The organism is Flavobacterium kochi, from assembly GCF_048286715.1.
GTDB lineage: Bacteria > Bacteroidota > Bacteroidia > Flavobacteriales > Flavobacteriaceae > Flavobacterium.
Genome location: NZ_JBLVPW010000046.1, coordinates 1 through 17,045, shown reverse-complemented (window position 1 = coordinate 17,045; position 17,045 = coordinate 1). Strand labels below are relative to the sequence as shown.

The following is a 17,045-nucleotide window of genomic DNA, read 5'->3' as shown; positions in this document are numbered from 1 at the left end:
TGAAAAACTCAAACATTTCATTTGAAGAATTAGGTATAACTTAAAAACAACTGAATAGATGGTTTCTCTGAAGAATTAGGCAATATATTATTGTGAAAATCAGTATGTTATATAATTTCTTATAATAAGTTAGATAGAATAGGGTGTACACTTTCACTGGAATAGGTAGTTATTAAAACTGACAGACGAGTTGTGAATTGCTTTCAAAATTGTATTTTAGCTTATAATTCCCAACCTTCTGGAATCTGACCATAAGCGGCATCGAGTTGTGAATTGCTTTCAAAATTGTATTTTAGCTTATAATTCCCAACTGGGAATCCAAACGCCATTTTCTAACATTAGTTGTGAATTGCTTTCAAAATTGTATTTTAGCTTATAATTCCCAACTGGTCTAGCCAATTTCGCCCTCACTTTCCAGTTGTGAATTGCTTTCAAAATTGTATTTTAGCTTATAATTCCCAACAATTTACATCTTATAGATAAGGCGTTGTTAGTTGTGAATTGCTTTCAAAATTGTATTTTAGCTTATAATTCCCAACACGTAAGTCTTGATGATACTGATGTACAAGGTTGTGAATTGCTTTCAAAATTGTATTTTAGCTTATAATTCCCAACGAGAAAATTATAATCCGGTTTATCCAGAAAGTTGTGAATTGCTTTCAAAATTGTATTTTAGCTTATAATTCCCAACTGTGGCTAATTTGGTAATCGGGCTGATTTGGTTGTGAATTGCTTTCAAAATTGTATTTTAGCTTATAATTCCCAACAATTAAAACGTAATCCGGCATGGCCGTAAAGTTGTGAATTGCTTTCAAAATTGTATTTTAGCTTATAATTCCCAACAAAATAGGTTTACGTCTCTTTATTGTAAGTGTTGTGAATTGCTTTCAAAATTGTATTTTAGCTTATAATTCCCAACTTCAATCGATGGATATGTCGATCTGATTAAGTTGTGAATTGCTTTCAAAATTGTATTTTAGCTTATAATTCCCAACGCATCTACTAATATTTCAATTACAAGAACTGTTGTGAATTGCTTTCAAAATTGTATTTTAGCTTATAATTCCCAACCATCTGATATCAAACTATCTCTTACACTGGGTTGTGAATTGCTTTCAAAATTGTATTTTAGCTTATAATTCCCAACTATATTTCTAGCCATGTTTCAAAGATATATGTTGTGAATTGCTTTCAAAATTGTATTTTAGCTTATAATTCCCAACAATGAACCGAAAACAGAAATATCTTTATCAGTTGTGAATTGCTTTCAAAATTGTATTTTAGCTTATAATTCCCAACAAACAATTATTATAACGCTTCTGTTTCTCAGTTGTGAATTGCTTTCAAAATTGTATTTTAGCTTATAATTCCCAACATTGATAGTAATTACCCGTAATTTTCATGTGTTGTGAATTGCTTTCAAAATTGTATTTTAGCTTATAATTCCCAACTTGCAGCAAAATTAATAAGTGTAGACGTTGTTGTGAATTGCTTTCAAAATTGTATTTTAGCTTATAATTCCCAACTTAATCAATTTTTTCATAGGTATATCCGTCGTTGTGAATTGCTTTCAAAATTGTATTTTAGCTTATAATTCCCAACACACTTTAGCGGTATTAACAGATGATTTGTGTTGTGAATTGCTTTCAAAATTGTATTTTAGCTTATAATTCCCAACCGCGTTGCTTAAATAAAATTCCCCGAACGAGTTGTGAATTGCTTTCAAAATTGTATTTTAGCTTATAATTCCCAACGGATAATAGAACACGATTAACGCCTTACGAGTTGTGAATTGCTTTCAAAATTGTATTTTAGCTTATAATTCCCAACGTTAAAAGTATTCGCTCAAGAGAAGTAGGAGTTGTGAATTGCTTTCAAAATTGTATTTTAGCTTATAATTCCCAACAAACAATTATTATAACGCTTCTGTTTCTCAGTTGTGAATTGCTTTCAAAATTGTATTTTAGCTTATAATTCCCAACCCTTTGACTAATTTCGCGTTTGCTTGCCAGTTGTGAATTGCTTTCAAAATTGTATTTTAGCTTATAATTCCCAACCAAAGCAACCCCGCCCGAAGCAACTCCTCCGTTGTGAATTGCTTTCAAAATTGTATTTTAGCTTATAATTCCCAACGAGCCTTTAGTGCCCCTTTCAAATCGACTAGTTGTGAATTGCTTTCAAAATTGTATTTTAGCTTATAATTCCCAACCTTCTGGAATTTGACCATAAGCGGCATCTAGTTGTGAATTGCTTTCAAAATTGTATTTTAGCTTATAATTCCCAACGCCTTGTTTTTATTTATCATTAACGCTTTGTTGTGAATTGCTTTCAAAATTGTATTTTAGCTTATAATTCCCAACTTCAATCGATGGATATGTCGATCTGATTAAGTTGTGAATTGCTTTCAAAATTGTATTTTAGCTTATAATTCCCAACTCTTGAAACGGTATGGAATTCCCCCTGTTCGTTGTGAATTGCTTTCAAAATTGTATTTTAGCTTATAATTCCCAACACGGAGCAATGAAAATTAGAAGAGATGTTGTTGTGAATTGCTTTCAAAATTGTATTTTAGCTTATAATTCCCAACCATTGGTGTATCATAAACATCGTGTACATAGTTGTGAATTGCTTTCAAAATTGTATTTTAGCTTATAATTCCCAACAATAATAGAAATAGCCGATGATTCAAGTAAGTTGTGAATTGCTTTCAAAATTGTATTTTAGCTTATAATTCCCAACTTCAATCGATGGATATGTCGATCTGATTAAGTTGTGAATTGCTTTCAAAATTGTATTTTAGCTTATAATTCCCAACAAATAAACATGAAAACAATGACCACAAATGTTGTGAATTGCTTTCAAAATTGTATTTTAGCTTATAATTCCCAACGGGTAAACCTAGAGAAAGTAGTTTGGAATGGTTGTGAATTGCTTTCAAAATTGTATTTTAGCTTATAATTCCCAACTCAATCCCGTAATTAAATAGCTGCTCTTTGTTGTGAATTGCTTTCAAAATTGTATTTTAGCTTATAATTCCCAACATGAAACGCTTACCGATGACGGTATGGATGGTTGTGAATTGCTTTCAAAATTGTATTTTAGCTTATAATTCCCAACTATAATAGATTTTCATGTAAGGCATCCACTGTTGTGAATTGCTTTCAAAATTGTATTTTAGCTTATAATTCCCAACTCATTTGAAATAACATTGGAACAGTTTCGTGTTGTGAATTGCTTTCAAAATTGTATTTTAGCTTATAATTCCCAACAATCGTTAAAAATAACGACAATAATAAAATGTTGTGAATTGCTTTCAAAATTGTATTTTAGCTTATAATTCCCAACTCTAGTACTGTTACATCGCTTCCTTCTGTTGTTGTGAATTGCTTTCAAAATTGTATTTTAGCTTATAATTCCCAACCAAGGGGTTAACGCAAATTGTTTCTGACATGTTGTGAATTGCTTTCAAAATTGTATTTTAGCTTATAATTCCCAACTAATAAAAGTAATATTTATTTAATTATTTAGTTGTGAATTGCTTTCAAAATTGTATTTTAGCTTATAATTCCCAACCCAAACCAACACATTAAACCCCCATACAAGTTGTGAATTGCTTTCAAAATTGTATTTTAGCTTATAATTCCCAACGAGCAGACAGAATGGGTATCGTAGACGATGGTTGTGAATTGCTTTCAAAATTGTATTTTAGCTTATAATTCCCAACTACCGATTAAAGCCGCCTCGATGCTATCAAGTTGTGAATTGCTTTCAAAATTGTATTTTAGCTTATAATTCCCAACACCTCTTCTACAAGCAGCAGCGGAAGCGGTGTTGTGAATTGCTTTCAAAATTGTATTTTAGCTTATAATTCCCAACAAAGGCACTCCATTAACTCAAGAGCAAGCAGTTGTGAATTGCTTTCAAAATTGTATTTTAGCTTATAATTCCCAACTGCTTATTTAGTCCTTTTTTATTTTGCTAGTTGTGAATTGCTTTCAAAATTGTATTTTAGCTTATAATTCCCAACTTTTTAATTCTGTATTAATGATTGTCTAAAGTTGTGAATTGCTTTCAAAATTGTATTTTAGCTTATAATTCCCAACATACCGCGATATAATCGTTTGATATGTTGGTAGTTATGGGTTTGTTTTGAAATTGAAAAGGAATGGTGTTTATCTGTTGTTGTACAGCGAGTTATACTTTTTTCTAATCCTATGACACTAAAATAGTTCCAATTGTTGCGAAGGTTTGTCCGTTTCAACGAGCTTTTTCCCATAAAAAAGTTCCATCATCCCAAATTGTTTATCAGTTATTTGCATCACACCAATTTTGCCGTGTTCTGGTAAGTTGTTTTTTATTCTTTTGGTGTGTACTTCGGCATTTTCCCTGCTGGCACAAAACCGCATATAGATTGAAAATTGAAACATAGAAAAACCATCGTCTAACAAATTCTTTCTAAAAGAAGAAGCTGTTTTACGTTCCTTACGGGTTTCGGTGGGCAAGTCAAAAAATACTAATATCCACAAACTTCTATATTGGTTTAAACGGGTGTAATGTTCGTCATACATAAACGGGGGTATAAAATTTTTCTGGATTTCCCCTCAAAGCATTCGTGTAAAGAATGTGTTGTCCGGCTCATCGCCACCATCAGGGGACTGCTTTTACCATCTATAAACACGTCAATTGTGGCAATGCTTAACAATTGTTTTTTGATGTCAATGGTTAATTCTTCATACGAATCTTCGGTTTCCATAATGTGGGATACAATCAAATCCACATACGGACGATAGGGTTCCATTATATCATCAGCAAGGCAATAGGCATTATATTTGTTGCGATGAAAGATACCTAAAGTAGGCAGCATTCCAGAACTGACAATAGCTCTTGCGGTAATGGCTCGCAAAATAGCATAGCCATAATTCAACAAATTATTGGGCGGAATCCCTTTTTGTCCTCGGGTGAAATCTTCCACAGTGATAAGGTTTTGCCAATAATAAACGGCCGCTCTCGCCTCGTGATTGAGTGCGTCACCTGAGGTGACCTCTTTTGCCCAAAGTTCCATTTTTCGCATCGGGATTCCTTTCTCTTTAAGCAATCCCGCTTGGTTCATAATTTTGGAACTGATGGTTTGTTGCCACAAATTCTTTTTGAGTGGGGCAGAAGCATTAATCTGGTTTCTAAATCGTTCCGATTGTTCCGTATGTCCGTTCAAGGGCATCAACAAACCAATAGGTAAATGTTGTTGGTCGCAATTGATTAGTGCCACATTGTTATGAGTCAGTTTTTCCAACAATCCGTTGGTAATTGTGATTTGTTGGTTTTCTAAAACGATTACGCCTATGTCTTCAATAGCCACAGTTTTGGTTTCTTGTTGCTTGTCGGGATAAGAGATGACAATTTGCTCATTTTTGGTACTCAAATATGCGGGATTACCAAAGAAAAGGGTTCGTTTTATCATAATTAATATTCTCCAAGTTGAACAATTTGACCTAAATGATTGATTCTGGCTTTGATAATTTCTTTTAGTGGAGACAAGCTTTTAATTTGTTTATAAGTTATGTTTACCAATTCTTTTTTATCCTCAACAGTTGTTTCCAAATGATGTCTAAAGACAAAGTCACGGATATTAGTATTACCATATTTTACAATTGATAATTTCTGAACTCTAAATATGTTAGGACTAATCAAATGATAATTATTAGGATTTTGTAAATCAATTTCCTGCGGGTTAAACGTTTCTGATGGAAATATAAAAAACTCATTTTGCTTCATTGTAAACAAAAACTTCCAACCGTTTGCGTGATTTTTATTGATAACAGTTAATCCTAAATTACTACGAACCACAGCATCATAAAAAGAAACCACTTCCTCTTGTAGATTTCCTTTTTCATCTTTGTAAATAGCGACGTGATGGTTGTTTCCGGTACTCACAAAATCAACGCCAATTGTTTTTCCGTCTTCGCCCAAAATTTCGTTTCCTAAATGATCTTTTTTGGAATGCAAAGCTTGTGCATTGCTAACGCCACTAATGGTTACTCTTTTTATGGCAATTCCTTTTTCTTTGTTGAGCCAAATTGGGTTTTCGTCTAGATTAGAAAAGGCTTTTTTTGCATCTCCATTATAATCATGCTGTCGTTTTTGCAGTATTCTTTTTATACCAACATCAATTACTTTTTCAATTTTCAATTCGGGACTGATATCTTTTCTAATGGCATAATCATCTTCTATCCAAACTATTTTTACTTTTTCGGGTAATGCATCTTTTTTTTCAGCATCCAAATAAATAGGATTTTTAACTAAAGCATTTTTGCCTGTAAAAGCTTTTTTCGGGTCGTTGTCATTTTCAGATAATCGAGTTAGCAAAGCTTCTCGGTATTGTTTTTTCGCAACCTTATTGATGTATTCTACCGTGAAATTAGCGTTTACTTTTTCTTCTTTAGTAGCATATTGTTGCAGTTTTCCATAAACGGTTTCTTTGTGCAATTGCCCGCGGGGAGTAAGTTGAATTTTTTGATTGATACCCCCGTTTTTTTTAGAGATGTTTTTATTCTTGGTGACTACTTTGCTTTTGGCTTTATAGGAAATTATAATACTTTCGAGTTGCTTTTTTGCCTCTTCTCTAAAGTGAGGCATAGGTTTTTTAAAACGCAATTTTCCGTTTTTATCTTTTTGTAAATATTTGGTTTCAATACCATAGATTTCAGTTCCTTTTTTATCTTCCTTATTTCGAGCATTGAGATTATTCAAATACTGAATATAAGCAGGTTTGGTGAACGCAACCGTTATGGCGTCCATTGCGTGATGACGATGGTCGTTTCTTTTTGTCCAGTTTAGAATTTTGTTTAAACGCTCTCCGTTTTTGCCTTTTTCCTCAAATGTCAAACCTAATTTATCATATTTACCCCAATTAAGTTCTTTCATTACATCCACAAGTTCCCAATCCTCTCGCAATTTGTCGGTCACGCTTCCAATAGTTGTCGTTACATTTCTGGAAACTTCTAATAGAATTTCTTTTGCTTTTTTGGCAATGTATTGTGTTTCTCTTAATTGCCGTTCAATAAAATCCTCGGGAATTTCATGGTCAGCCATTAAAAGCTTTTTGTATTTGGTGTATTTTATTTTTCCGCTTTTGAATAAGTCTTTCATACGATTTTCATATTGTGAAAATTCAAATTCATTTAATCTTTCTTCGCAATAAGAAAATGCTGTCCGGTTACTTTTTTCGATGTTAAATTGTCTTTCACAAAGCGTTTTATTAGAGAAACTATCATCAAACAATCTTGATTTTGGTATGATATGTTCAATGTCGTACTCTTTTGTAAATAATAATGAAGGTTCTATTGGTTTTCCCGTATATAAAGAAATTCCATCTGTTTCTTTCCAAAGTTTGTATCTAATAATATCATTTCGAGTTACTCTGTGTATCCCAAATTCGCTATGCAATAATTTTATAATTCTTTCGTGCTCAGTAGTTGCAGTGTTAATATCCGAAGTAGCTTTTTTTCGTTGTTCATTATTTGCTTTTAACTCACGCGCCAATTCTACCCTAATTTCATGCGGTTTTCCCATTGTCGGGTCTTCCATAATGGCATTAATCACATTAATCATTTGATTGAGAATTTTTTCTACCACTGGATTTCTTAGACTATTTTTCTTGATTAGATCTAATGTGTCTTTTAAAATTCTTTCATTATTTTGTTCTGTAGTTAATGATGATGAATGGTTGTATCCAACTAATAAACAGGCTTTATCATAAATATGTCCGTCCATCAAATGAGGCAATACTTTTTTGATAGCTTTTGCACTCAAACTTCCGTAATCTGCTTGCAGTTTTATGTTTAAAAGAAAAGGAATATGATTTTCTTTGAAACCAAATTTTTTAACTAAGATTTCTTTTAATTTTTCATCTTCTTCGGATGAATATAATAAATGCCAGAATTGATAATAGGGTTGTTTGTCAAAATCATTACCTTGAATGGTTGGGTCAAAATCTAAAATATTGGTGTTAATTTCTAAATCAGAAAAAGCAGATTTGATAATTTTTTTTATGTCTAAAGCATCTAATTTTGAAAGGTCTAATTCATCATAGCCTTCTAAAACTAAAATTTTCTCAAAAGCTTTGTAAATCTCTGCGTTAGTTCTGTTGCCTTCAATTTTTTTGAAATTAATAGAATAATTGCCTTTTTCTAATTTACATTGATTGATAATAAATTTGATAAACTGTGTATCAGTCATACTTTCTTTGAACAAAAGGTCTTGACTAATAATTTGTTTTAGTTCTTCGCCTATAGGATAAACTTCTTTGTCTTTTTTAAATTCAATATTATTGATATTCTGCCAAATTCTGAAATCTTGAAATAAAGGAGAGGATTTTGGAATCGCTTTATGTCCTTTTTCAAATTCACAAAAACTCACTAAATGTTTTTGAGATTTTAATTTTCTTTGATAGAAAATCGTAATATCTCTAACTTCTGATTTGAGTTTATCACTTAATTCAGGATGGAATTTCGCTTGTGTCTCCCAAATTTTTTCAAATTCATCCAAATAATCTTGCCGGTAAAAAACTTGATTTTTTAACTTAGAATGCACATTATTCTGAAGTTGTTTATATTGGAATTGCCCAACTGTTTCTTTATTGAAATACAATTCTTTACTTCGGTCGCTTATGGCACCAAGATAACCGCTTGACTGATTTATTTGATTATTGATTTCAGTAATGACAAATGCAATAACTTTTAAATCAAGCTCATTTACTACAGCATTGTTTCTCCATTTGTAATGCCGCAATTTTGTCTCTTCTCGGGAGCCCTTATTTTCAGCAAGTTCTATTTTTAATGTTTTATTAAAATGTTGAGAAGTTTGTGTTCTTGATTTTCCTTGAATTTCTTCAAGTAATTTATCATTTATTTTTTCAAAATGAAATTGCTTTTGAAAATGCACAATCCTTTCCAATTCCTTTTGCAAATCTGAACGATAGAAATCAGGAATATATTTTCCCCCATTTGAGAGCGAATTAAAAACCCATTGCCCAGGAGCCATATTTTTTTCAAAAAGTGTTGTAGCAATCGCCATTCCATCAATCGCCTCTCCCTCTTCGGCTGTTTTTGCTTTTCTACTACTTTTGTATCCACGCTTTTTATTCAACATTAAAAGAACTTTTACTAATTCTTCTTTAGTAATGGCTTCAGTTGCTGATTTGGCTCTTAATTTATAAGATGAAAAAGTAGTTTCTTTTCCTATTTCTGCATAAATAAAATCAGTAGGAATGAAATTTAATTTACTGAACGTTTCTAATAATGCGTCTCTTCTTTGTTTGAAACGTTGCAAACCTCTTCTTGCTCCACGTTTTAAAGTTCTATCAGCATTGATAGAAATGGTATTTCCTTTTTTGAAATCTGCTTCTTCATCTGTTGTAAGTGGAACAATGCGGACGCCCGTATTTATTATTGATGACACTTCATTTTCATTCTCTGCTTCGTTTATAAATGACCATCCAATCGATGTAGTTCCCAAATCTAAGCCTAATATTTTTTTCATGTCTAAAAAATTAATTTCTAAATTTAATAAAAATTTAGTTACAATTTTTACGGAAAACCTCAATCAAACATTAAAACTTTTGTTGTATACTTGCATTACAATTTTGAAGCAATTCACAATAAGGATTATTCCGTTGTGAAAACATTCAAAGCGGCATCTTTACAGTTGTCGCTTTTTTTATGGAATTAAATATTTAAAAAGTGAAATAAGATAATGAAAAGTGTTTTACCATCTAAAGAAATGCCACATTTGGTTTTATTGGGAGCAGGTGCTAGTTTAGCTTCATTTCCAAATGGTGATAAGAACGGAAGAAAACTTCCTTTAATGAATTCATTAGTCGAAAAATTAGATTTATATAATTATATCCCAGACAAATTTGAAGGTTTACTCACTGATTTTGAAAAATTATATAGTAATATAGCAAATGATATATCATTATCTTCTATTAAGGGTATCATTGATAAAAAAGTATATGATTATTTCTATGAAATGGATATTCCAGACAAACCTACATTATATGATTACTTGGTCTTATCTCTGAGAAAAAAGGATTTGATTGCTACTTTTAATTGGGATCCTTTATTGCTTAAAACAATTAGAAGGCATTCTAAAATAGTAAACTTACCCAATGTTGTTTTTTTACACGGAAATGTTGCTGTTGGTGTATGCAAGCATTGTAATATTAAAGGATATAAATATAACAGGATTTGTCATCGTTGTTATAAACCATATGATGATATGAAATTATTATATCCTGTTGAAAATAAAAATTATAGTTCTGACAAAATAATCAGTGATGAATGGGGGGTTTTGAGAGATTATTTCAAAATATCATTATACGTTACAATTTTTGGGTATAGTGCACCTGATTCAGATGTAGATGCTAAAAAACTAATGCTTAACGCATCGTTTAAAAATAGATCCCGTGAGTTTTATGAATTGGAAATCATAGATATAAAACCAGAAGATGAGGTTGAAGAAACTTGGTATAATTTCATTCATAGCCATCATTATTCTGTAATTAATAATTTAAAAGAAAGCTATTTGTGGCATCATCCAAGAAGAAGCACAGATGCCTTTTTCGATGCTTATTTAATGAACAGTCCTTGGGGGGGCAATCCTTTTCCTGAGTTTAATGATATATACGAAATGCATCAGTGGATTGAACCAATGCTCAAAGAAGAAAGCAAGTATATTTAGTCACTGCTTCTCAACACTTCTAAAAAAATTATTGCCTTGTTTTTTATCCCCATAAGTATCATGCAATTTATTTGATGGCTAGGAGCATTTTTTTTAGTTGAAATACAACATTTATTGGTCAGAAAGCTTCTTTAAATCCTGTAAGAAATGGTTCGTAAACAGTCCCGTATGGACCACCAAAAATTACAAACCTCCAAAGTTATTTGATTTTGGAGGTTTTTTATGGTTCTAAAAATTGAGTTCTATTTATGTAAAATCTTTAGACGCCTATGTTTACTGATAAAAATGGTTCGAATTATCTAAGGTCTATTAATAAATCTAGAAGACGATTATTTTCGGATGACCGAAAATTCTACAAAAGTGGGTATTTCTAGGCAAACTGGACAGCCCATTCCGGGGCAAAGTGAAAGCTCCGATCTCACCAAACACCTGCAGTAGCTGCTGTTATTTTTTCAGAAGTCGAAAGTAACAGATAAAGGTTTATGATCACTATAATTAGTCCAGTCATTGTAAAGTCCAACTTCTACACCAGTCAATTTTTCCATAAAGTCAGACGAAGCAAAACAGTAATCAATATGATATGGTTTATTCTCATGACGATACATAAATAAAGTTGGATGAATTTCTTCTCCTTGCAATTGCTTATGAAACTTATGATAAGTACTAAAAATATTTTTTGATTCTAATTTTTCGACAACAGTTGAATGATTTCCTTCTCTTCTTGGTTTGTCCCATATTGTATTACTATTAAAATCTCCCATAAGAATAGTTTCATTTTCAGATAGTAAAGATTCATAGTAATTTATAGCTTTCCAGATTTGAGTTATATATTGTCCATCTTTATCTTCTGGATTATTAGCCCAAATCGCAAATAATGTAAAATCAACTTTTCCGCCTGTTACAGCTATTGGCAAAATATTTTTGAAATTTGGATTATGACAATCAAGTAGCTTGAATTTATAATCGCTATAAGAAAAAACGCCAAGACCTTTGTTTTGATTTGCTCCATGCCAAAGAATATCTGTTGGCAATTTTGTTCCTAGCACAAATTTTAATTTTTCTGGATTTTCACACTCAGGAACAATCAAAATATCCGGCTTATGAACCAAAATGAATTTTGCTTTTTTTCGAAAAGCCATGTTACAATTCCAAGTTATGATTTTCATTTCCAGATCTAGTTTTAATCACAATTTCAGCACAGTTACCACCAACGTCAGTCTGTCTAATAATCTTCTTTTTAATTTTATAAATTCAGACTCTTATCTTTGAAAAACCTCAAATATGAAATTGTCATAAACTTGTTTTTAGACAGTTTGACGTTCTGGCGTTTAGCGAGTTTGGGAGTTGTGAAACCGAATGTTTTCTGCTAAAAGAAAAAACGATTTAAAACGGAAATTCCACAAAAAATCCCAATTTACCCAAACTGCTGTTGAACAGTTATTTATAATTTTATATTGTTTTTTCGTATAAATTCTGAGGTAAATTTTATATTATTTGCATAACCAATTCCAGTGCTTATATATTTATCTAATATTACAATTGTCTCTTTGGTAGCTTGAAGTGGATTAATCCCCATTAATTGCACTGTACCTTGTTGTTCGCTTTCTTTAATTGCATTTAGATAGCTTTCTAAATTTGCTGAAATCCCGCCTTCTTTTGAACTTACGATGCCAATAACTTTACCTTGCTTATTTATGAGGGCACCACCAGAATTTCCTTTATTTATTGATGACTGTATGCAGATTAGTGATTCGTCTTTCGTAAATCCTGAGATTGTACCTACGTGAGTCACAATTGTTGGGATTCCAAATGGATAACCACTAAATATTATTGGATCAGTAATACTAAAATCAATCTTTGAAGAAAGTGGTAAAATGATTTTGCTTACAATATTTTTGCTTGTTTTTAACAATGCAAAATCTTGAAGATAAGGTTCGGGTGCTTGAGGTGTAGGTATGCTTATGCATGTTAAAGGCGTTGTTTCTCCGTTTTCAGTAACTGCTTGTAAGTCCCCAAAAATTGTAAAATTTACGTTTCCATTTACTATTGAGCTTTTTGAAATTACATGAAAACACGTCAAAATAATATCATCAGAAATAAAAAATCCAGTCCCAACACTATTGCCTTCCAAACTCATAATCTTCACACAACTATTTCTTGAATTTTCGACAATTGATGGGCTAATTGCGTTTTGACCAAAGCAAAAATTTGTTATAATTGAAAGTATTCCGATAATTTTTTTCATGATGTAGTTTTTAGTTGTGCTTAACGTCCGGTGGCTTGCATCAGGTGGCGCGAATGTCACAGAGCCTTGACAAATATAAACCAAACTTTTAGTTATCAAAGTATTTTCTAAAGTATCAAAGAATTAAACCATTAATGCAAACCGTTAGTGGCCGTTTATTTTTATAATTTTCATTTCTTACTTTTAGTTTTCAAATGTTTCTCTAAAATATTAAGATAGGTCAAACCAAAAGTTGCTGAGCACAACAAAGTAGAAATTGTTGATTTATCGATATTCTTTAATTTACCTTCATGAGCTAGTTGATTTCTCAAATTTCTGAGTAAATTAAGATTCCCTCTTAAAAAATCGGGCATAGTTGGAAATTCCTCGAATGTTGTCAATAGAGGTAATAAAATATTTAGTTGATGACTGTACGTAGCTCCAGTTGATAAAAAGTCAGAAATTCTTTTTTTAGAAATAATTTTTTCAAGGTATTCTGAAATAATAGGAGTAAGTCTCGATTCTACTGAAACATTTGCAGGAATAATTGTTGAAGGGAAACTTTTTACAGAAAAAGCTTCAACAGCTTCTATCAAATTTTGCCATAATTCATTTTCTTGATTATTTTTTGTTCTACAGTTTCTCCATCCGGTTGCCCGAATAAATGGATTTTATTTGGGATAAAATGTCTTAGTGGTGTATTCCCATGCAACTCAATCATGCGCAAAAGCCATCATGCGCAAAAGTTGGGTATCAAGCAAAAAGATTAGATAATCGGAATAAGAAGAAATCTATTTAACGAGGATCGTGTTACCGACGGGCAATCGGCTCAGTTCAACACAGGTTTCATTTTTTTTGAGTTACGCGAACGACGAATCCTTGCTATTAGTAGTTATTTTTCGGCTATTAAATTTTCGATTTCGCCTTTAAGTTTTGGAAGATGATTTATGAGAACTGACCAAATATTTTCATCAGAAATATTATCATAGGCATGGATAACTTGATTCCTTAATCCAACAATCGCTTTAGCGCTAGTTATTTTAATTATATAATTATTATCGCGAGTGATAATTCTATTCATTGCCTCACCAATAATTTCTAAATCTCTTTCGACCGCTCTTTTCAACATCAAGTTATCTCGATATTTAAAAAAATCCTTTTGTTCGTTTATAAAATAACCATCAATTTCATCAATAGCCATTTTAATGTCAAATAACCATTTCAGGATTCTTTCATCCATAAATAAGCTCTTTAGATTTATTTATGGATTTTATAAGAATTGGATTTTTAAGTGTTTGTTCTTCAAGTAAATCTACTTCACGACCAAACAATTTCTTCAAATTCTCTTTTAGATTGATATAATTCTCAAAGTATTGAGATAATTCAATAGATTTAAATTTGACTAGAAAATCAATATCACTTTTGTCACTAAAATTTGAATTTAGAGCTGATCCAAAAAGATACATTTTGTCCACATTGTATGTAGAACAAAGCTTTTTTAGACCATCAATATTTCTTTCTATTAGAATCATGCTCAAATTTAGGAAAAAAGTTTTTATAACGCTCAGGTTTTTTATAATTTCTGCCAACCCAAGTCTATGAAAAAAAAATATTTTATTGCAAACAAATATATTGAAATGCTTGGATAAATCAGGAGCTTTCGTATTTTCAAGAATGCAACATATCGCAGGAATATTAAAAATACTATTTGATTGTAAGTTTCTTTAAATCTTGTATAAAATGGTTCGTAAACGGTACCGTAAGGACCACCAAAATTTACAAACCTCCAAAGTCATTTGATTTTGGAGGTTTTTTTTGGTTCGAAAATAATTACAATTTTATTTAAAAATTGATCAGTCCCTAAATTTACTTGAATTATTGATTCTAACGCCTTAAGCTCTACAAAGAAATTTCATTAGAAATAATGGATTTTTTTTATATGTTTTTTCTGTAAAATATATGTTTTGTCATGAATCTTTGATTGTTATAATTACAGAAAAACTTTTACACTAACTTTTCGAGATGTCATCAATAAACAACATTTAGCAAAAACGAAAAGGTTATAAAATTTTAAGCGGTTTTTATTGAACTATTATGTAACAAATTAAGTGAAAAACTACATATACTATGTCAGTATAGATCTTACTACGTTAATTATATTTTTATTTATAAAAAAGATCAATTAATAAGTTTGTTTTCCTAGTAAATATTAGGCTTGGATACTCAAAATTTTATAAAAAAAATAAAACCCAAAAATATGAATTTATCAGAATGGCTCGTTTTTACTTTAATCATGCAAATTATTCATGGAATATCTACTTGGAAACTTTATGTAAAAGCGGGGAGAAAGCCTGTAGAATCATTTATACCGATTTACAATTTAGTAATTTTAATGAAAATTATAAATCGCCCTCGATGGTGGGTTTTCTTACTTTTTATTCCTATTATTAATCTTATAATGATTCCTGTAGTTTGGGTAGAAACTATTAGAAGTTTTGGAAAAAACTCCAGACCGGATACTGCATTGGTTTTGCTAACGTTAGGATTCTATATTACTTTTTTAAACTATACTTCTGAAAAGCTAACATATATTGAGAATAGAGATTTACAGCCGAAAACTAAAACGGAAGATACTGTGAGTTCTTTTTTATTCGCTATTATTGTTGCTACATTGGTACATACCTACATTATACAACCATTTACGATTCCATCTTCATCATTAGAAAAGACATTGTTAATTGGAGATTATTTATTTGTAAGTAAAATTAATTTTGGGGCAAGAACCCCTATGACTGCAGTTGCATTGCCTATGGTGCATGATTCAATTCCTTTTTCAGGTGTAAAATCTTATTTATTTAATGATGATGTTACAAAAAAAAAAACATCAATATTAAGCAAGTTTCAATTACCCTATTTTAGATTCCCTTCGATTGAAACGATTAAACGCAATGAAATTGTAGTATTTAATCAACCCGCAGATACTTTATTGGATATGGATAATTTTAGACCAACAAGAAATTATTACAAACCGATTGACAAAAAAACAAATTTAGTAAAACGCTGTGTTGGAATACCCGGAGATTCTTTGGAAATTCGTGAAGGAGATATTTATATCAATGGAAAGCCAACCAAATTGCCCGAAAGTGCAAAACCCCAATATAACTTTTTTGTAAATACTCAAGGTATAAATATGGATCAAAATTCCCTTGAAAACTTGTATGGAGCTAGGGAAGGTTTGAAGAATGGAAATGGAGATTTTGCACTTACAAATAATGGAGAGTATCTATTGACATTAACAGATAAAGAAGCAGCTACGATAGCGAATAATCCAGTAGTTAAAGGAGTTAAAAAATATTTATTACCAAAGGGAGAAGATGGAGATGTATTTCCTCATGTTTCTTCTTTGGGTTGGAATATAGACAATTTTGGACCTATTTATATTCCTAAAAAAGGAAAGACTATTAAATTAGACATAAAAACACTCCCTTTCTATAAACGCATTATACAAGAATATGAAAATAATAGTTTAAAAGTTAATGGCGATGAGATTGTAATAAGTGGAAAAATAAGCACTAGTTATACTTTTAAGCAAGATTATTACTGGATGATGGGAGATAACCGTCAAAACTCTTTAGATGCAAGATTTTGGGGATATGTTCCTTTTGATCATATATTAGGCAAACCAGTATTTATTTGGTTTAGTTGGGATAAAGATGGTAGTGGTCTTAACAAAGTAAGATGGAATCGTGTTTTTTCTGTAGTAAATGGAAAGGGTGAACCTAAGTCTTATTTAATGCATTTTTTATTATTAATAGTTCTTTACACCGTAGCTAATAAAATAATAAAGAAAAAGAAAAAAGAATAAGTTCATTATATGTTTATTGGGTATTCCGGGGCAAACTGGACACCCTATTCTATCTAACTTATTATAAGGAATTATATAACATACTGATTTTCCCAATAATACATTGCCTAATTCTTCAGAGAAACCATCTATTCAGTTGTTTTTAAGTTATACCTAATTCTTCAAATGAAATGTTTGAGTTTTTCATCATTCGTTTGACGGCAGCTATGCGTTTTTGTT

The 17,045-nt window shown here is 31.1% G+C and carries 10 protein-coding genes and 1 CRISPR repeat array; of the genes, 2 read left to right on the top strand and 8 right to left on the bottom strand.

What is annotated here, in order from left to right:
• Positions 1–189: 189 nt before the first annotated feature.
• Positions 190–4,103: direct repeats of the CRISPR family, unit length 46 nt; unit sequence GTTGTGAATTGCTTTCAAAATTGTATTTTAGCTTATAATTCCCAAC.
• A 117-nt stretch (positions 4,104–4,220) separates the two neighbouring features.
• From cas2 to cas9, 3 genes are read right to left on the bottom strand one after another with little or no spacing between them, the layout of a single operon-like run.
• Positions 4,221–4,568 (bottom strand): CRISPR-associated endonuclease Cas2, encoded by a 348-nt coding sequence (cas2, locus tag ACNQGH_RS21275; RefSeq protein WP_417958028.1) that lies wholly within the window; start codon positions 4,566–4,568, stop codon positions 4,221–4,223.
• Positions 4,541–5,458: a type II CRISPR-associated endonuclease Cas1 gene (gene cas1, locus ACNQGH_RS21270; RefSeq protein ID WP_417958027.1), complete on the bottom strand. Its 918-nt coding sequence runs from the start codon at positions 5,456–5,458 to the stop codon at positions 4,541–4,543. The genes cas2 and cas1 overlap by 28 nt, the downstream gene beginning before the upstream one ends.
• Before the next feature lie 2 nt (positions 5,459–5,460).
• Positions 5,461–9,537 (bottom strand): type II CRISPR RNA-guided endonuclease Cas9, encoded by a 4,077-nt coding sequence (gene cas9 / locus ACNQGH_RS21265; protein ID WP_417958026.1) that lies wholly within the window; start codon positions 9,535–9,537, stop codon positions 5,461–5,463.
• Positions 9,538–9,750: 213 nt separating this feature from the next.
• Between cas9 and ACNQGH_RS21260 the strand changes: the two genes are divergently transcribed.
• Positions 9,751–10,737 carry a hypothetical protein gene (locus ACNQGH_RS21260; protein WP_417958025.1) on the top strand — a complete coding sequence of 329 codons (987 nt, stop codon included), beginning with the start codon at positions 9,751–9,753 and terminating at the stop codon, positions 10,735–10,737.
• 452 nt (positions 10,738–11,189) lie between these two features.
• On the opposite strand, the gene ACNQGH_RS21255 is transcribed toward ACNQGH_RS21260, so the two are convergent.
• The 5 genes from ACNQGH_RS21255 to ACNQGH_RS21235 all read right to left on the bottom strand — a co-directional run bounded on the left by ACNQGH_RS21255 (position 11,190) and on the right by ACNQGH_RS21235 (position 14,493).
• On the bottom strand, positions 11,190–11,903 hold the full coding sequence (locus ACNQGH_RS21255) for an endonuclease/exonuclease/phosphatase family protein (protein WP_417958024.1): 714 nt from the start codon (positions 11,901–11,903) through the stop codon (positions 11,190–11,192).
• Between the two features lie 275 nt (positions 11,904–12,178).
• Positions 12,179–12,982, bottom strand: a complete 804-nt coding sequence (locus ACNQGH_RS21250; RefSeq protein ID WP_417958023.1) for a S1 family peptidase — start codon at positions 12,980–12,982, stop codon at positions 12,179–12,181.
• Positions 12,983–13,152: 170 nt separating this feature from the next.
• Entirely contained in the window at positions 13,153–13,557 is a 405-nt protein-coding gene (locus ACNQGH_RS21245; protein ID WP_417958022.1) for a hypothetical protein, read from the bottom strand.
• 296 nt (positions 13,558–13,853) lie between these two features.
• On the bottom strand, positions 13,854–14,201 hold the full coding sequence (locus tag ACNQGH_RS21240) for a HepT-like ribonuclease domain-containing protein (protein ID WP_417958021.1): 348 nt from the start codon (positions 14,199–14,201) through the stop codon (positions 13,854–13,856).
• Positions 14,194–14,493, bottom strand: coding sequence for a nucleotidyltransferase family protein (locus tag ACNQGH_RS21235; protein ID WP_417958020.1), 300 nt, complete (start codon positions 14,491–14,493; stop codon positions 14,194–14,196). The genes ACNQGH_RS21240 and ACNQGH_RS21235 overlap by 8 nt, the downstream gene beginning before the upstream one ends.
• A gap of 725 nt (positions 14,494–15,218) precedes the next feature.
• Between ACNQGH_RS21235 and lepB the strand changes: the two genes are divergently transcribed.
• Entirely contained in the window at positions 15,219–16,826 is a 1,608-nt protein-coding gene (gene lepB / locus ACNQGH_RS21230) for a signal peptidase I (RefSeq protein ID WP_417958019.1), read from the top strand.
• Positions 16,827–17,045 lie beyond the last annotated feature (219 nt).